The sequence below is a fragment of the Micromonospora sp. NPDC000316 genome, from assembly GCF_042898885.1.
Classification (GTDB): domain Bacteria; phylum Actinomycetota; class Actinomycetes; order Mycobacteriales; family Micromonosporaceae; genus Micromonospora.
In genome coordinates this window covers 280599-297433 of record NZ_JBIAZG010000003.1, presented here as the reverse complement: position 1 = coordinate 297433, position 16835 = coordinate 280599, and the positions used below count along the sequence as shown (strand labels likewise).

13 protein-coding genes and 1 pseudogene are annotated in these 16835 nt (G+C 73.3%); 4 read left to right on the top strand and 10 right to left on the bottom strand.

All coding sequences use genetic code 11. The features are described from left to right. Positions 1-25 precede the first annotated feature (25 nt). Entirely contained in the window at positions 26-1426 is a 1401-nt protein-coding gene (gene mptB, locus ACFY2Q_RS09630; RefSeq protein WP_387128794.1) for a polyprenol phosphomannose-dependent alpha 1,6 mannosyltransferase MptB, read from the bottom strand. Positions 1427-1470: 44 nt separating this feature from the next. Between mptB and ACFY2Q_RS09625 the strand changes: the two genes are divergently transcribed. Next, positions 1471-3060, top strand: coding sequence for a hypothetical protein (locus ACFY2Q_RS09625; RefSeq protein WP_387128793.1), 1590 nt, complete (start codon positions 1471-1473; stop codon positions 3058-3060). 6 nt (positions 3061-3066) lie between these two features. On the opposite strand, the gene ACFY2Q_RS09620 is transcribed toward ACFY2Q_RS09625, so the two are convergent. Beyond that, the gene (locus ACFY2Q_RS09620; protein ID WP_387128792.1) at positions 3067-6108 is read right to left on the bottom strand and encodes a bifunctional [glutamine synthetase] adenylyltransferase/[glutamine synthetase]-adenylyl-L-tyrosine phosphorylase; all 3042 of its coding nucleotides are present in this window, start codon (positions 6106-6108) and stop codon (positions 3067-3069) included. After that, entirely contained in the window at positions 6108-6875 is a 768-nt protein-coding gene (locus tag ACFY2Q_RS09615; protein WP_387128791.1) for a type 1 glutamine amidotransferase, read from the bottom strand. Before ACFY2Q_RS09615 ends, ACFY2Q_RS09620 begins: the two co-directional genes overlap by 1 nt. 153 nt (positions 6876-7028) lie before the next feature. Between ACFY2Q_RS09615 and ACFY2Q_RS09610 the strand changes: the two genes are divergently transcribed. Further along, on the top strand, positions 7029-7970 hold the full coding sequence (locus ACFY2Q_RS09610; RefSeq protein WP_387128790.1) for an LD-carboxypeptidase: 942 nt from the start codon (positions 7029-7031) through the stop codon (positions 7968-7970). Between the two features lie 9 nt (positions 7971-7979). Here the strand turns inward: ACFY2Q_RS09610 and ACFY2Q_RS09605 are convergent, their stop codons facing one another. Continuing rightward, positions 7980-8861, bottom strand: a complete 882-nt coding sequence (locus tag ACFY2Q_RS09605) for a virginiamycin B lyase (protein ID WP_387128789.1) — start codon at positions 8859-8861, stop codon at positions 7980-7982. 178 nt (positions 8862-9039) lie between these two features. On the opposite strand from ACFY2Q_RS09605, the pseudogene ACFY2Q_RS09600 reads away from it, so the two are divergent. Then, positions 9040-9483: pseudogene (locus tag ACFY2Q_RS09600) on the top strand (hypothetical protein); the annotation flags it as partial. A gap of 449 nt (positions 9484-9932) precedes the next feature. On the opposite strand, the gene ACFY2Q_RS09595 reads toward ACFY2Q_RS09600, so the two are convergent. The 6 genes from ACFY2Q_RS09595 to glnA all read right to left on the bottom strand — a co-directional run bounded on the left by ACFY2Q_RS09595 (position 9933) and on the right by glnA (position 14803). After that, positions 9933-11363 (bottom strand): M28 family peptidase, encoded by a 1431-nt coding sequence (locus ACFY2Q_RS09595; protein ID WP_387128788.1) that lies wholly within the window; start codon positions 11361-11363, stop codon positions 9933-9935. 385 nt (positions 11364-11748) lie between these two features. Then, positions 11749-12111 carry a VOC family protein gene (locus ACFY2Q_RS09590; RefSeq protein ID WP_387128787.1) on the bottom strand — a complete coding sequence of 121 codons (363 nt, stop codon included), beginning with the start codon at positions 12109-12111 and terminating at the stop codon, positions 11749-11751. 95 nt (positions 12112-12206) lie between these two features. Further along, positions 12207-12653 carry a helix-turn-helix transcriptional regulator gene (locus ACFY2Q_RS09585; RefSeq protein ID WP_387128786.1) on the bottom strand — a complete coding sequence of 149 codons (447 nt, stop codon included), beginning with the start codon at positions 12651-12653 and terminating at the stop codon, positions 12207-12209. Between the two features lie 10 nt (positions 12654-12663). Then, the gene (locus ACFY2Q_RS09580) at positions 12664-12909 is read right to left on the bottom strand and encodes a helix-turn-helix transcriptional regulator (protein ID WP_387128785.1); all 246 of its coding nucleotides are present in this window, start codon (positions 12907-12909) and stop codon (positions 12664-12666) included. A 31-nt stretch (positions 12910-12940) separates the two neighbouring features. After that, complete coding sequence (locus tag ACFY2Q_RS09575) at positions 12941-13366, bottom strand: DUF350 domain-containing protein (protein WP_387128784.1); 426 nt, start codon at positions 13364-13366, stop codon at positions 12941-12943. Between the two features lie 87 nt (positions 13367-13453). Then, positions 13454-14803, bottom strand: coding sequence for a type I glutamate--ammonia ligase (gene glnA, locus ACFY2Q_RS09570; protein WP_355597812.1), 1350 nt, complete (start codon positions 14801-14803; stop codon positions 13454-13456). Between the two features lie 247 nt (positions 14804-15050). Here glnA and ACFY2Q_RS09565 point away from each other — a divergent pair, with 247 nt between their 5' ends. Beyond that, positions 15051-16808 (top strand): NAD+ synthase, encoded by a 1758-nt coding sequence (locus tag ACFY2Q_RS09565; RefSeq protein WP_387128783.1) that lies wholly within the window; start codon positions 15051-15053, stop codon positions 16806-16808. The last annotated feature ends 27 nt before the right edge of the window (positions 16809-16835 follow it).

Sequence of the window (16835 nt, the reverse complement as noted above, 5' to 3'; positions counted from 1 at the left end):
GGAGCGGTCACCGGCGCACCTTCCCTCAGTCGGCGGCGACCGGCTGACGGGCCGCCCGAGCCGACCGTACCAACCGGACGACCAGCACGATCACCAACAGCGTCATCAGCGGCGCACCGACCGTCTTGGTGAACCGGGGCAGGCCGGTGCCGTCGGGCAACACCAGGAACGACGAGACCAGTGCGATCACGGTGAACCATCCGGTCCGTCGGGCGGTGGCGGCCAGCACGGCCAGGGCCCAGATCCAGTACCAGGGGTGGAACAGCGGCGCGAGGGCGACGGTGGCGGCCAGTGCCAGGCCGGCGTGCCACAGCGGCTCCCGGGTGCGGGCCCGCCACCAGAGCCAGACCAGCAGCACCGCCAGCACGGCCATGCCGATCGCCCGGGTGACCGGCAGCGCGTCGATGTGCCCGCCGAACGGCACCGCCAGGTAGCCGACGGTCTGCCCGACGGCGGTGGACGGCGACGTCCAGGCGATCACGTCGCCACCCCGGGCCAGCCCACCGACCCAGCCGAAGTCCAGCCCGGCGGCGACGGTCACTCCGGCCACGACGGCGACGGAACTGCCGACCACCCATCCGCCGTGCCGGATCAGTGCCCGGATCGAGTACCCGCCGACGATCGCGGCCAGCGCGGCGAACGGCACCACGACAAGCGCGGTCACCTTGATCGCGGCGGCGAGGCCGAGCAGCGCGCCGCCTGCGAGCAGCGGGCCGGGGCGGCCGGGCCGGGAGGCGATCACGGCCAGCCCGGCGACAAGCAGGCCGACCATCAGGGCGTCGTTGTGCGCGCCGGAGACGAGGTGCACGGCTACCAGCGGGCAGGCAAGCGCGAGCCAGATCGCCCGTCCGGCGGGTACGCCGGCTCGCCGGGCCAGCACCGGCAGGCTGACCGCTGTCAGCGCCACCCCCGCCACGGCGATCACCCGGAACGCCACGATCGCGGCGGTCAGCGAGCCGGTGGCCTTCACCACCGCGCCGGACAGCACCACGAACAGCGGCCCGTACGGCGCCGGACTGTCCCGCCAGATGTAGGAGATGGTGTCCAGCCACGGGCAGGGCAGCGCGGAGACGCCCTGCTCGTACGGGTTGATCCCGGCGGCGTAGCTGGCGCCCTGGCAGGCGTACGCGTAGACGTCTCGGCTGGCCAGCGGTGGCGCGATCAGCAGCGGCAGCAGCCACAGCCCGACGGTGACCAGCGCCCAGCGGGTCGACGGCACGCCGTCGCGCAGCGACCACCAGGCGTACGCCATGAGCGCGGTGCCGATCAGCCAGGTGGCGATCACCAGCGGCCCGTTCGGGCCCTGCCAGATGCTGACCGGGGTGGCCCGCAGGGGTGAGTCGGGCAGGGCGCCGCCGAGGAACGCGGCGACGGCGAGCAGCGCTGATCCTGCGAGTCCGGTCCAACGCGCGAGGTGGTGAGGCACGCCGGACATGCTGCCAGTACGGTGGTCGCGGTACGGAGGTGGGCATGCGGCGCAGTCGGGTGGTGGCGGTGTCCACCGGTGCCGCCGCCGTGCTCGGCGCGCTCTGGCTGGCTCTGCCGCTTATGGGTTCGGACCTCGCCGCGCAGGTCGCACGGGCGGATTTCTTCGCCGCCCACGGCCCCACCCCGCTCGATCTGCGCTGGTACGGCGGGGTGCAGCAGTTCGGCTACAGCCTGGTGTCCCAGCCGGTGATGGCGCTGCTCGGCGTGCGGGTGACCGGCGTGTTGGCGCTTGTGGCGTCGGCCGCCGCGCTTGCCGCGTTGTTGGTCCGCAGCCCGGTGCCCCGGCCGCTGCTGGGCAGCCTGGTCGGGGTGGTCACGCTGACCGGCAACCTGATCTCCGGCCGGGTCACCTACGCGCTCGGTGTGGCGTTCGGGCTTGCCGCGCTGCTCGCGCTGACTCGGGGCGTACCCCGAAGGATTTGGCTTGCCGCGGCCTGCGCGCTGTTGGCCTCGGCGACGAGCCCGGTGGCGGGTCTGTTCGTCGGCCTCGCGGGCGTGGCGCTGCTGCTTGCCCGCCGGTACGCCGACGGCCTGGCGCTGGGTGTCGCGGCGGCGGTGCCGCTGGCGGCGACGGCGCTGTTCTTCGGCGACGGCGGTTGGATGAACATCAGCCGCACCGACACGCTACGCGCGACGCTCACCGGTCTGGTGGTGGCCGCGTTTGTGGCATACCGGCCGGTGCGGTTCGGCGCGCTGCTCTCCGTCGCCGGGGTGCTGGCCGCCGCTCTGGTGCACACGCCTGTCGGGTTGAACGCGACCCGGCTGGTGACGATGTTCGCGCTGCCGGTGCTGGCCGCCGCCGCGCGCCCCCCGGCCTGGCTTGTCGACCGGCTGGCCCGACGGTCGGCCGTGCCGTCTGGCGGCACTCGACGACGACGGCTGATCGGCGCGGTCGGCCTGTCCGCGTTGCTGGTGGCGGTCTGCGTCTGGCAGCCGCCTGTGGTCCCCGCCGACCTGCGGAGCATCGGCGATCCGACGAGCGCGCCCGGCTACCACGCGCCGCTGCGCGCGTTCCTGGCCGGGCAGCGGCTCACCGGCCGGGTCGAAGTGCCGCCGACGCGCAACTACTGGGAGGCTGCCCGGCTGGGTGAGGTGCCGCTGGCCCGGGGGTGGCTGCGGCAGGCCGACATCGACCGCAACCCGCTGTTCTTCACGACGGTGCCCGGCGCGGACGGCACAGGCGTACCGCTGACCCCTGCCACCTACCGGGCATGGCTGGCGGAGAACGCCGTGCAGTTCGTGGCCGTGCCGGACGCCCCGCTGTCCTGGGTGGGTCGGGCCGAAGCGGAGCTTGTGGAGGGCGGGCTGCCGTACCTGACGCCTGTCTGGTCGGGCGCGCACTGGCGGGTGTGGGCGGTGGCCGACCCGACGCCGCTTGTCGCCGCGCCCGCCGAACTGGTCCGCACCGACGGCGCGGCGGTGACCTTCCGGGCACCTGCCGCCGGCCCGGTGGCGGTCCGGGTCCGGCACAGCCGTTGGCTTGCCGCGTCCGGTGGCGCCACAGTCACCGCCGACGGCGACTGGACCACTGTCACGGTCCCCCGCCCCGGCGAGTACACGCTCGGCAGCTGAACGGGCCTATGCCTCCAGGACGCGTTGGGTCGCGGCGCGGGAGCGGCGGCCGACGCGCAGGTACTCGTCGAGGAACTCCCCCGGGTCGTCCCGGCCGAGCAGCCGCACCACCCCTGCCAACTCCACCCCGTGCCGGGGCAGTTGGTCGCCGGCCCGGCCGCGCACGAGCATCAGCGCGTTGCGGACCTGCGCGGCCAGGGACCAGCCGGCGGCCATCTCCGCGGCGTCCGCCGGGTCGATCAGGCCGGCCCGCTCGGCGGCCGCGAGGGCATCGAGAGTACGCGTGCCACGCAGCGCCGGAACGGCTCCCGCGTGTCGGAGCTGGACGAGCTGCACGGCCCACTCCACGTCGGCGAGCGCACCGCGGCCCAGCTTGGTGTGGGTCGCCGGGTCGGCGCCCCGGGGCAGCCGTTCGGTCTCCACCCGGGCCTTGATCCGGCGAATCTCGACGACCTGTTCGCGGGTCAGCCCGTCGGCCGGGTAGCGCACCGGGTCGATCATCGCCTCGAACTCGGCGCCCAGGTCGGCGTCACCGCAGACGAACCGTGCGCGCAGCAGCGCCTGCGCCTCCCACACCCGCGACCAGCGGGCGTAGTACTGCGCGTAGGCGGCGAGGCTGCGCACCAGCGGACCCTGCCGGCCCTCCGGCCGCAGGTCGGCGTCGACGCCAAGCGGCGGGTCGGGAGCGGGTACGCCGAGCAGCCGGCGTAGCTCCTCGGCGATCGAGTGCGCGGCAGCGCTGGCCGCGCTGTCGCCGCTGCCGGCGGGTGCGTCGTAGACGAACAGCACGTCGGCGTCGGAGAGGTAGTTCGACTCGTACCCGCCGAGCCGTCCCACGCCGATCACCGCGAACCGCAGCCCTTCCGGTGCCGGCTGGCTGGCTCGGGCGGCGCGCAGCGCGGCGGCAAGTGTGGCGTCGGTGACGTCGGAGAGGGCGGTGCCGACCTCGGTGATGTCGGCGAGCCCCGGGGCGGGCCGTGTGGTGCCGTCCGGTCGGGTGGGGCTGGGTGCGAGCGCGCCAGCGCGGCTGAGCAGGTCGGCGCAGGCCACCCGGACCAGCTCGCGGCAGCGCAGCGCGCGTACCGCCCGGGTGGCCTCGACCGGGTCGGTGTGCCGGGTCGCCGCCGCCAGGAACCCCTCCCGGAGGACCTCGCGCGGGCGCGGTGCCAGCTCGTTCTCCTCGGCCAGCAGCCGCAGCGCCTCCGGGTCGCGGGCGAGCAGGTCGGCGACGTACCGGGACAGGGCGAGGACCCGGGCGAGCCGGCGGGCGACCGGGCCGCCGTCGCGCAGCAGCCGCAGATACCAGGGGGTGCTGCCCAGCTTGTCGGAGACCTTGCGGTAGTTGAGCAGCCCTCGGTCCGGCTCCGGCGCGTCGGCGAACTCGCTGAGCAGCACGGGCAGCAGGGTCCGCTGGATGGCCGCCGTGCGACTCACCCCGCCGGTGAGCGCCTGGAGGTGCCGCAGCGCCCCGGCCGGGTCGGCGAAACCGAGGATCTCCAGCCGGTTCCTGGCCGCCTCCGGGGTGAGCCGCAGCCCGTCGGCCGGCACCCGGGCCACCGACTCCAGCAGCGGCCGGTAGAGCAGTTTGGCGTGCAGTCGGCGTACCTCGGCGGCGTGGGTGACCCACTCGGCCCGGAATCTCTCCACGGCGCTGCGCCCCTGCGTGGCCGTGAAGCCCAGCGCGGCGGCGAGCCAGCGCAACGCGCCCGGCTCGGTCGGCACGGTGTGCGTGCGACGCAGGCCCTGTAGTTGGAGGCGGTGCTCGACGCTGCGCAGGAAGCGGTAGCCGCGCAGCAGCGCCTCGCCGTCGGCCCGACCGACGTAGCCGCCGGCGACGAGCGCGCGCAGCGCCGGGATGGTGCCGGGGGCCCGCAGTGTCTCGTCGCCGCGACCGTGCACGAGTTGCAGCAACTGGACGGCGAACTCGATGTCGCGCAGCCCGCCCGGGCCGCGCTTGATCTCGCGTTCCAACTCCTTCGGCGGGATGTGGTCGATGATCCGACGGCGCATCGCGCGGACGTCCTCGACCGCCTCGGGACGTTCGGCCGCCCGCCAGACCAGCGGCGCGAGCTGGTCGATCCACTCCTGGGCCAGCGGCAGGTCACCGGCGGCCGGGCGGGCCTTGAGCAGCGCCTGGAACTCCCAGGTGCGCGCCCACCGCCGGTAGTAGGCCAGGTGGCTCGCAAGGGTCCGGACCAGGGGGCCCCGGTTGCCCTCGGGGCGCAGCGCGGCGTCCACAGGCCACGCGACAAGCCCACAGATGTGGATCAGCCGTGTCGCCACAAGGGTCGCGGCGGGCAGGTCGGCGTCCTCGGCGGCCACGAATATGACGTCCACGTCGGAGACGTAGTTCAGCTCGCCGCCGCCGCACTTGCCCATCGCCACCACCGCGAGGCGGGGCCGCTCGGTGCCGTCCGCCAGCTCCGCGACGGCGATCTCGTACGCCGCGGCAAGCGTCGCGTCGGCAAGCGCGGACAGCGCGGCCATTGTCTGTTCCAGGGCACGCCCGCCGGTCAGGTCGGCCGCCGCGATCCGCAGCAACGCCAGCCGGTACGCGGTCCGCAGCGCCGCCACGGGGTTGCCGCCGTCGGTCGGCTCCAGCCGGCCCTCGGCGATCGGCGCGAGCCCGTCCGGGGCGGTACGCAACGTCAGGCCGTGCTCGGGGTGGGCCACCAGGTGATCGCCGAGCGCCGCCGAGGCGCCGAGCACCGCGACAAGCCGCCGCCGCAGCCCTGGGTCGGTGTGCAGCTCCGCCAACAGCCCTGGCCCGGCGGTGACGCCGTCGGCGCGTTGGGTGCCGCGGTCGGCGCGACGTTCGGCCTCGACGATGCGGTGCAGTTGACGCAGCGCCAGATCCGGGTCGGCGGCCCGGGACAGCCCGGCGAGCAGCTCCCCGGCCGCCTCGTCGACAGGCTCCTGCTCGGCCGGCCGCCACAGGTTCAGCCCGTCCGGGCCGAGCAGGTCGGCGGCGCGTGCCCCGCCGTCGCCGTCCGCGACCCCGAAGCCGTAGCGCGCGAGCCGCCCGGGCGTCCTGGTCGGCCGACTCATCAGTGCCCGAGCAGCGGCAGGCCGCGCCGCATCGTGCTGTCGTCAAGCTCACCGAGGGCCAGCGCGGCGAACCGGGCGGCGAACGGCTGCCAGACCTCCTCGACGTCGACCATCACCGCGTCGCAGGCCGCCACCACACGCTCCGGGTCGTAGCCCAGCTCGGCGAGCTGGGCCGAGCTGGTGGCCCAGCCGGCGATCATCGCGGTGTCGCACTCGATGTGGAACTGAAGACCCCAGGCCCGGTCGCCGAGCCGGAACGCCTGATGCGGGTAGCGCGTGGAGGCGGCCAGCAGTGTCGCGCCCCGGGGCAGCTCGGTGATCTCGTCGGAGTGCCACTGGAGCACGTCCGGGATCAACGGCACGTACCGGAACAGCGGGTCGCCCTCGGCGGCGTCGCGCCGGCCGACCACTCCGGGGCCGATCTCCGGCCCGGACGCGCTGCGTTCGACCAGACCGGCGTGCGCGGTGGCGAGCAGTTGCGCGCCCAGGCAGACGGCAAGGGTGGGCACCCGGTAGCGGACCGCCTTGCGCAGCAGCCCCTCCACGGCCGGGAACCAGGGGGCGCCGGGCGAGCCGTCCGGCAGCGGGTACGCCTGCTGCTCACCGCCGAGCACCACAAGCGCCGCGTACCCCTCCAAATCGGCGGGGAGCTCGTCACCGGCGTGCGGGCGGACCACCCACAGCTCCAGCCCGGCCTCGGTAAGCCACTCACCCAGCCGGCGTGCGTCGTCCGTCGGGTCGTTCTCGATCACCAGCGCGGTTGCCACCTGTCGAGGCTAGCCGGTGGGCGCCGGATGCCCCGAGTCGCGCCACGGGTCGTGTTCGCGCGCCGGCCCGTCCCACGGCCCGGGCGTAGGCCGGTGGACGGGCCGGGCGGTACGCCGACACGCCCGTCGTCAGCGCGGCTAAGCTCTGCCGCTGTGCCCGATGATCGTGCCGTGGACGGCGTCGTCCGCCCGCCAGTGCTGTGTCCGGGCGACACGGTGCTGCTGGTGTCGCCGTCCGGGCCGACCTCGCCCGAGCGGGTGGCCCGTGGGGTGGAGCTGCTCACCGGTTGGGGGTTGCGGCCGGTGCTGGCGCCGAACGCGTACGCCCGGCGGGGCTACCTGGCCGGCGCGGACGAGCTGCGCGCCGCGGATCTGAACGCGGCGTTCACCGACCCGTTGGTGCGCGGGGTGATCTGCACCCGTGGCGGGTACGGCGTGCAGCGGATCGTGGACACCCTCGACATGGCCGCCGTCCGCCGCGACCCGAAGGTGGTGGCCGGTTTCTCCGACATCACCGCGTTGCAGTTCGCGCTCTGGCGGGGCGCCCGGCTGGCCGGCGTGCACGGCCCGGGTGCCGCCTGGCGGGACGAGCGCACCCCGCTGCGGTCGGCCGAGTCGCTGCACGCCGCGCTGATGACCACCGAACCGGTGACGGTCACGGCGGTGCCCGGCGAGGACACCTTCGACGTACGCGTCGCGGGTCGGACCACCGGCACCCTGCTCGGCGGCAACCTGTGCATGATCGCCGCGTCGGTCGGCACGCCGGACCTGCCCGACCTGACCGGGGCGGTGCTGCTTGTCGAGGACGTGCAGGAACCCCCGTACAAGGTCGACCGGATGCTCACCCAACTGCGCCGGGCGGGCGTGCTCGACGGGCTGGCCGGTGTGGCGGTGGGACAGTTCACCGGCTGCGCCGACGGCTGGGACACCACGATCACCGACGTGCTCGGCGAACGGCTCGGCGACCTCGGCGTGCCGGTGCTCGGCGGCCTGCCGATCGGCCACGGCCCCGGGCAGCTCACCGTCCCGGTCGGCACTCCCGCCGTCCTGGACGCCACCGCCGGCACCCTGACGGTCACCTCGGCGGTGCGCTGACTCACCTCGTCACCCGAGGTGGGCCACCGCGCCGATTTCCAGGGCGGCCCAGACCGCGCCGTCCGGGGTGACCGTGAGGCCGTGCGGTTCCGAGGCGGGGGTTGGCAGGTCATGGCCGGTGATCCGGCCGTCCGGGTCGATGTGACCGATCCGGTTGGCACCCCACTCGGTGAACCAGCAGCCGCCGCCCGGGTCGGCGACGATCGCGTGCGGCCGGGACGCACGGTCCGGCAGCGGGCACTCGTCGACCCGGCCGTCGGGCGTGATCCGGCCGAGTTGCCCGGCGGCGATCTCGACGAACCAGAGCGCGCCGTCGCCGCCGGCCGTGATGCCGACCGGCCCGGCCGCCTCGGTGGGCAGCGGGTGCACCGTCACCGCACCGTCGAGGTCCACCCGGGCGATGGCGTTCGCCTGGTTGAGCGTGAGCCAGAGCGCGTCGTCCGGGCCGGCCGCCAGCATCGACGGGAAGCCCTTGGCGACCGGCAGCGGATACGTGGTGACCACCCCGTCGACTGTCACCCGGCCGACCGTGTCATCACCCATACCGGCGTACCAGAGGGCCCCGTCCGCCCCTGCGGACAGGCCGCAGGGCACGCTGCCCGGCGGCAGCGCCACCGAGTCGACCTGGCCGTCTACGGTGATCCGGCCGAGCCGGTCGTCGCCGGAGCGGGTGTACCAGAGCGCGCCGTCCGGGCCGGCCACGATGATCAGAGGGCGGCTGTCCGGTGGGTCGGCGCGGTAGGTCCGTACCTCGCCGTCGAGGCCGAGCCGGGCGACGCCGCCGGAGCCGGCGAGCGTCAGCCAGAGCGCGCCGTCGGAGCCGACCGCGATCGAGTACGGGCCGGAGCCCGGCCCGGTGAGCGCGACCTCGCGGATGACTGTCTGTGTCATGCGGTGGCCCTTCGTCGGGTTTGGCCCAGCCTCCCGGCCGCCCTGACGTGACGCAACCCGAATAAATCCGGCCTTTCCCCCGGATTATCAGCCCGCTGACAGGTTCGCCATGGGTCGCGCCCAGCTTCGGTGGTCACTGTCGGTGACGTCATCGCATCACCACCGATAGGAGATTCGCATGATCCGCAAGATGTCGAAGAAGCACCTGCTGGCCGGCTTCGCCGCCGCTGGAGTGCTCGGCGTCGGGATCGCCGCCCCGACGGTGGCTCTCGCCGACGACAAGACCCCGTCCCCGAGTGCCAGCACCACCGACCAGGGTGGCGACCGCCAGCAGCGGCACGCCGAGTTCGCCGAGGCGCTCGCCAAGGAGCTTGGCGTGTCGACCGACCAGGTCACCGCCGCGCTGGACAAGCTGCACGAGCAGCGGCAGGGCGACCGGCCGGAACGGCCGTCGACGCAGGACCAGCAGGCTGCCCTGAAGGAGCGCCTGGACCAGGCCGTCAAGGACGGCAAGCTGACCCAGGAGCAGGCCGACGCGGTGCTCAAGGCCGCCGAGGCCGGCGTGTTCCCCGGCCCGGACGGCAAGGGCGGTCCGCACGGCAAGGGCGGCCCGCACGGCAAGCCCGGCCACGACGGCCCGCACGGCAAGCCCGGCCAGGACGGCAAGGGCGGCCAGGACGGCAAGGGCGGCCAGGACGGCAAGGGCGGCCAGGACGGCAAGCCCGGTCAGGACGCCCCGAAGGGCGAGCCCACCCAGGACGACGAGTCCGGCCAGACCGGCAAGTGACCGGTGGCCCCGCCGGCGCCGACCCCCCTCCTCCGGCCGGCACCGGCGGGCCACCACCCCGCGCCACCGCTCCCGGTGATCGACTCGGCTTCCTGGAATCCGGGGCATCACCCACACCGGGACACCCCGGTTTCCAGGAAGCGGAGTCGATCAAGGCGTTGCGCTTGCCCGCGTAACACGCGAACGCCGCAGCACCGCACACGCGAACGGGCGCCGCACCGGGACGTACCCGGATGCGGCGCCCGTCGTGGTGTCCCGGCCCGTGGCACGGGCTGGGACAGTTGTCAGCGAGCGGTCGCGTACGCGGCGCAACCGATCAGCTCGAGCGACACCTGGAGCCGCTCAAGGCTGATGTTCTTGGCGATGGTGTCCTCGGGCGTGTGGTACGGAGGCTCCAGCAGTGCCGGGCTCTCCTCACCGCGCCAGGAGAAGTTGGCACTGGCGATGCCGACCTCCTGGAAGGACTGGTGGTCGCTGGAGCCGCGCTGCGTCACAGGCGACATGCGCGGGTCGTAGCCGAGGCGCAGGCCGGCGGCCGTCACCTCGTCGGTGGCCCGGTTGGCCTGCCCGTCGAAGGACAGCTGCCAGTACCGGGTCGCCGGGTCCCAGCTCGTGGCGACCATGTCGTTCTGGTACACGGCGAGGAACCGGTCCCGCTCTGCCTGCGGCAGCTGCCGCACGTGGTAGCGCGAGCCGAGCAGCCCCTGCTCCTCCGAGCCCCACAGGGCGAAGCGGAGGGTGGCGTTGACCGGGATGGCCTTCATCACGCGGGCCAGTTCGAGGCAGAGCACCGTGCCGGAGCCGTCGTCGTTGGCGCCGGGGGCGCCGATGACCGTGTCGTAGTGGGCGCTGACCATCACGACCGGCCCGTTGGCACCGGAACGTCCGACCCTCTCGGCGATGACGTTGTTGGAAGTCAGGTTGCGGTGCGCGGTGGTGGAGATGGTGAGGGTGAGCCGCCGCCCGGAGGCGACCAGGGCACGCAGGCGCTCCTTCTGCGACTGCGCGACCCCGACCACCGGGATCGGCACCGGCGAGCTGGCCGAGCCCGGCAGGCTCGGCGTGAACGTTCCGCTGCGCCGGGGCGGTACGCCGTCGGCCGCGAGGAACACCACGGCTGCCGCACCGCGGGCCACGGCGGTGGCGACCAACTGCTCACGCCGGGCCGCCACGTAGTCGATCAGCACGATCTGGCCGGCGACGCTCGCGGGGTAGTTCTCCGGTGCGCCGGCGCGCACGTCCACAACGTCGCCGCGGACCGTGGTGTCCAGCGCGGCCTGCGGCGAGGCGCCGGCCTGCCAGTTCAGGTCGGTGGGCAGACCGGCCGGCGAGGAGAGCTGGGCGAGGAACTTGTCCGCCACCGCGAACGGCTCCAGCTCGACGCGGTAGCCGAGGTGGTCGAGCTGCTTGGCGATGTAGTCGGCGGCGCGCCGCTCGGAGGCCGTGCCACCGATGCGCGGGCCGATGTCCTCGCTGAGGACCCGCAGGTGCTTCAGCGCCCGCTCGGCCGAAACCTGAGCGATGATCTTGCGATCGTCCGAGGTGAGCTTGGGCGGCCGCTGCGCGCCGGGGCGCTCGTCGTTTGCCGCCCACGCCGGGGCCGGAAGAGCCACGGTGGCGGCGCCACCGAGAGCGACGGTCAGCATCCGACGCCGGTTCACAGTGGAGCCGAGCGCATCAGTAACGGGGGAAATGGGGTTAGCGCCGTTTGTCATGTTCTTTCTCCTTACTGTGCCGAGCCCGATCGCGACTGGCTGAGCAGGCTCGAAGAAGGCCGAACATATCCACATCTCGGCACGCCTCCAAGATCCGTTTGGACGGCCGTCGGAGAGCAGGCAGCCGCCCCGCATCGACCAGGCGGGGCCAGCGCATCCGCCCTGGTAGGGGCGTTCCGACGATTTGCCCGCCTTGATCACCTTGGGCGGGGCCGATCCCGGCCAACACACCCAACCGTCCTGGTGACATATCCCACGGAACGTTCGGCGGCGCGATGCCCGTGCCGTCCCACAAAGCGGGCGCTGACCTCGGGGATCACCCCAAAGGGCAGCCGCGTCAGGTGCGTTCGCCGTCGTCCGGGCGACGACGAACGCACCCGACGGGTCAGCCGCCGGCCGGTGGCGTGAAGACGCCGAACCGGTTGCCGGACGGGTCACTCAGCCACGCGCGCGCCAGACCGATCGGGGTGGTCACCGGCGCCACCAGCACCGTGCCGCCGGCCGCCTCCGCCCGTCGGCAGGTCTCCGCCACGTCCGTCACCTCGGCATAGAAGATCGCGTAGTTCGCCTCGTCCCCACCGACGGCCCGGATCGCGCCGCCGATCCCCCGCTCACCGCCGGCCGTCGTCTGCCGGTACGGGCCGCCCTGCTCCTCGAAGCCCCAGCCGAACAGGTCGGCGTAGAAGCGTTGTGCCTCGTCGGGCCGGTCGGAGCCGATCTCGAACCAGGTCACGGGCGTACTGGACATGTTGCCTCCTCGTTGCGCCGGCCGGACGGCCGGCGTCGTCGGAAACCAGCGTCGTCCCGGCCCGCGACAGCGTCCTGTCGGTGTTTGGCGCCGAATCAGACCAGGCTCAGCGGGCGCACCCGGCCGGCCGGGACGTCGAGGTCGCCGGGGTGCAACTCCCGGGTCACCGGCTCGGCCAGCGGGTGCACCGACCTGATCCGGTCGGTGCGGAAGCAGCGCAGAGCGTCGCGCAGTCGGCACCAGGCGACCAGGTACCAGTGCGTCTCGTTGCCCAGATAGCCCAGCGGTTCCACGTCACGCGCCGAATCGGTGCCGTCGCGGTCGGCGTACCGCAGCCGCAGCACCCGCCCGGCGGCGACCGCGTCGGCGACGGCGGCCGGGACGGCAGTGCCCGGCCCGCCGCCGACCAGGTGCACCCGGCCGGCGAGCCGGTGCGCCTCGGCCACCGCGGCGGGCGGCATCACGGCGACCAGCTTGCGCAGCGCGGCGCCCGCGGCCGGGGCGAACGGCGAGCCGCCCAGCCGGTGCAGCGCGACGGCCATGGCCACCGCCTCACCCGGCGTCAGGTTGACCGGGGGCAGCGTGCGCGCCCGGTCGACCACGTAGCCGCCGGCCCGGCCCGGCCCGGCCCGGCTCGGCCCAGATGGGCACCCCGGCGCCCTGCAAGGCGGTGATGTCCCGCTCCACGGTGCGGGTGCTGACGTCGAAGTGGCGGGCCAGCCAGCGGGCGCTGCGTGGGCGCGGCGAAATGGCGCGCAGCTCCTCGACCAGGGCGTAGAGGCGGTCGGTGCGGTTCACCCCCGGAAACTAGATCCGGGGTACGACAGCCTCAGGCGATGCAGGCGCAGACGATCAGGGCCGCGCCGAAGTGCGTGGCGGCGCTGACCCGGGCCGCCGGGTGCGGCTCAGGCGAGCAGATGACCTCGCCGAGCTTGCCCGGGGTGAGCAGGTCGAGCACCACGAAGGCAAGCGCCATGATGGCCAGCCCGACCAGCCCGAACACCACTGTGGAGGCGAGCCCCTTACCGAAGTCGCTGTAGCTGGTGAGGATCGCGGTGAAGACGATCCCGGCGATGCCGAGCTGGTTGGCGGCGAGCAGCAGCCCCGCGTTGGCGTTGCGGTCGACCCAGATCAGGTCCCGCAAACGGCCCGGTGTCAACAGGTCGACCAGCCCGAACCCGGCCGCCATGAGCCCGACGCCCACGACACCGAACACGATGCTCTGCCACGCACCGTTGAACAGATCCTCCAGCACCGACTGCCTCCCGAATCTCCGCCCGGAAGGGGTACCGGCGCGGTGATCGAGACGATAGCGGCAGCGCGCAAGCGGGTCATCCCCGGACTACAGCGCCAGGTAACGCTGCCGCTCGTACGGGGTGACCTCGCGGCGGTACTGCTCCCACTCGGCCCGCTTGTTGCGCAGGAAGAAGTCGAAGACGTGCTCGCCGAGCACCTCGGCGACCAACTCGGACTCGGCCATCACGTCGATCGCCTCGGCGAGGTTCTCCGGCAGCGCCTCGTAGCCCATGGCACGCCGCTCGGCGCTGCTCAGCGACCAGACGTCGTCCTCGGCGCCGGGCGGCAGCTCGTAGCCCTCCTCGATGCCCTTCATGCCGGCGCCGAGCAGCACCGCGAAGGCGAGGTACGGGTTGGCGGCCGAGTCCGGCGAGCGGACCTCGACGCGGGCCGAGTTGGGCTTGCCGTACGCGGGCACCCGGACCAGCGCGGACCGGTTCAGGTGACCCCAGCAGACGTACGCCGGGCTCTCGGTGATCCGGTCCGGCAGGGCCTGCGGGAACAGCCGCTTGTACGAGTTGACCCACTGGTTGGTGACCGCCGTGTACTCCCGGGCGTGCACCAGCAGGCCGGCGATGAACGACTTCGCCACCTTGGAGAGCTTCATCGGGTCGCCGCTGTCGTGGAAGGCGTTGCGCTCGCCCTCGAACAGCGACAGGTGGGTGTGCATGCCGCTGCCCGGCTGGTCGGTGAACGGCTTCGGCATGAAGCTGGCCTGCACGCCTGTGGAGAGCGCCACCTCCTTGACCACGTGCCGGAAGGTCATGATGTTGTCGGCGGTGGTGAGCGCGTCGGCGTAGCGCAGGTCGATCTCCTGCTGGCCGGGGGCGACCTCGTGGTGGCTGAACTCCACCGAGATGCCGATCCGCTCCAGCGCCAGCACACCCTGCCGACGGAAGTCGCGGGCCACCGCGTGGGTGGTGTGCTCGAAGTAGCCGCCGGTGTCGACAGGGGTGGGCACCGAGCCGTCCTGCGGACCATTCTCCAGCAGGAAGAACTCGATCTCGGGGTGGGTGTAGAAGGTGAAGCCCTTCTCGGCGGCCTTGGACAGCGCGCGGCGCAGCACGTGCCGCGGGTCGGCCCAGGAGGGCCCGCCGTCGGGCAGCAGGATGTCGCAGAACATGCGCGCGCTCTCGCCGCTGACCCCGCCCTCGAACGGGAAGACCTGGAAGGTGGTCGGGTCGGGCATGGCCACCATGTCCGACTCGAAGACCCGGGCGAAGCCCTCGATCGCCGAGCCGTCGAAGCCGATGCCCTCCTCGAAGGCCGACTCCAGCTCCGCGGGCGCCACCGAGACGCTCTTGAGCGTGCCCAGCACGTCCGTGAACCACAGCCGGACGAACCGGATGTCCCGCTCTTCCAGCGTGCGGAGGACGAACTCCTGCTGACGGTCCACTTCCCCAACCCCTCGCGACACTCTTTTGTCCGCCTTGGTCGGGTGCACCCGACCTGATCGCCCAGTGTTCCCGGGCCTGGTTACGCAGACGTTACGCGAACCATCGCCGCCCGTCCCCTCGTGTCCCGCCCGCCGAGCGGCACCGCGCCGCACCGGCGGGCGCCCGGCGGCCGGGTGTGGCGCAGCGTGGCCGCCATCTCGTCCGAGGGTACGGATTGCCCCGGCGAAGCTGGGGCAAGATGAACACATGCCCACCCTGCGTCTCGCCCTGTCCCAGGTCAACCCGAGAGTCGGCGACCTCTCCGGCAACGCCGACCTGGTCCGCAGCTGGACCCGCCAGGCGGCCGACGCCGGCGCCCAACTGGTGCTCTTCCCGGAGATGATGCTCACCGGCTATCCGGTCGAGGACCTCGTCTTCCGGCGTTCCTTCATCGCCGCGTCCCGGGCCGCCCTGGAACGGCTCGCCGCTGACCTCGCCGCCGACGGCCTCGGTGACCTACCGGTCGTGGTCGGCTACCTCGACGCCGACGGCCCACCGCAGGTCAGCGGTGACGCCGAGCCGGGCCGGGGCGCCCGCAACGCCGCCGCGCTGCTGCACCGGGGCGCGGTGGCCGCCCGCTACTTCAAGCACCACCTGCCCAACTACGGCGTCTTCGACGAGGACCGCTACTTCATCCCCGGTGACGAGCTGACAGTGGTCCGCATCGGCGGCGTGGACGTCGCGCTGACCATCTGCGAGGACCTGTGGCAGGCCGGCGGTCCGTTCGCCGCCGCCGGGCAGGCCGGCGTCGGCCTGGTGGTCAACATCAACGGCTCGCCGTACGAGCTGAACAAGGACGACGTACGGCTGCCGCTGGTCCGGCGCCGGGCCGCCGAGGCGGGCGCCGCCATCGCGTACGTCAACATGATCGGCGGCCAGGACGAGCTGGTCTTCGAGGGCGACTCGATGATCGTCGCCGCCGACGGCGAGCTGCTCAGCCGCGCCCCGCAGTTCGTCGAGCACCTGCTCGTGCACGACGTCGACCTGCCGGCCGCCACCACGGTGCCGGGCAGCAAGAGCGTCGCGGACGACATGCGGGTGGTGCACAGCACCGTGGAGACGATCCCGCCCGCGCCGACCGGCCCGGCCGTCTTCGGCGGGCTGATCGAGCCGGTGGCCGACGAGGCGGAGGTGTGGCAGGCGCTCGTGCTGGGCCTGCGTGACTACGTCAACAAGAATCGGTTCCCGTCGGTGGTGCTTGGCCTCTCCGGCGGCATCGACTCGGCGGTGGTGGCCGCCCTGGCCGTCGACGCGCTCGGCCCGGACCGGGTCGTGGGGGTGTCGCTGCCCAGCCAGCACTCCTCGGAGCACTCCCGCGAGGACGCCGCCGACCTGGCCAAGCGCACCGGCCTGGATTACCGCATCGAGCCGATCCAGCCGATGGTGGACAGCTTCCTGGCCAACCTGTCGCTGTCCGGTATCGCCGTGGAGAACCTCCAGGCCCGGGTCCGCGGCGTCATCCTCATGGCGCTGTCGAACCAGGAGGGCCACCTGGTGCTCACCACCGGCAACAAGAGCGAGCTGGCCGTCGGCTACTCCACCCTGTACGGAGACTCGGTCGGTGGCTTCAACCCCATCAAGGACGTCTGGAAGACGCTGGTCTGGCGGCTGGCGAAATGGCGCAACGCGGACGCCGCCCGCCGGGGCGAGACCGCACCGATCCCGGAGAACTCGATCGGCAAGCCACCGAGCGCCGAGCTGAGCCCGGGTCAACTGGACAGCGACAGCCTGCCCGACTACGACGTACTCGACCCGATCCTCATCGGTTACGTCGACGGCGACCTCGGCCGGGACGGGCTTGTCGAGTCGGGCCACGACCCGGCGGTGGTGGACAAGGTGCTCCGGCTGGTGGATACCGCCGAGTACAAGCGACGGCAGTCCGCGCCCGGCGCGAAGATCTCGATGAAGGCGTTCGGCCGGGACCGCCGGCTCCCCATCACCAACCGGTGGCGCGAGGACGGCTGAGCCGTCCTGGTGGGCGCCGGGCCGCTG

What these genes read in the sequence shown, in the direction of transcription:
- ACFY2Q_RS09625 (WP_387128793.1), top strand. Translation starts at nt 1,471, where the DNA reads ATGCGGCGCAGTCGGGTGGTGGCGGTGTCCACCGGTGCCGCCGCCGTG.
- ACFY2Q_RS09620 (WP_387128792.1), bottom strand. Translation starts at nt 6,108, where the DNA reads ATGAGTCGGCCGACCAGGACGCCCGGGCGGCTCGCGCGCTACGGCTTC.
- ACFY2Q_RS09605 (WP_387128789.1), bottom strand. Translation starts at nt 8,861, where the DNA reads ATGACACAGACAGTCATCCGCGAGGTCGCGCTCACCGGGCCGGGCTCC.
- ACFY2Q_RS09595 (WP_387128788.1), bottom strand. Translation starts at nt 11,363, where the DNA reads ATGACAAACGGCGCTAACCCCATTTCCCCCGTTACTGATGCGCTCGGC.
- ACFY2Q_RS09590 (WP_387128787.1), bottom strand. Translation starts at nt 12,111, where the DNA reads ATGTCCAGTACGCCCGTGACCTGGTTCGAGATCGGCTCCGACCGGCCC.
- ACFY2Q_RS09585 (WP_387128786.1), bottom strand. Translation starts at nt 12,653, where the DNA reads ATGGCCGTCGCGCTGCACCGGCTGGGCGGCTCGCCGTTCGCCCCGGCC.
- ACFY2Q_RS09565 (WP_387128783.1), top strand. Translation starts at nt 15,051, where the DNA reads ATGCCCACCCTGCGTCTCGCCCTGTCCCAGGTCAACCCGAGAGTCGGC.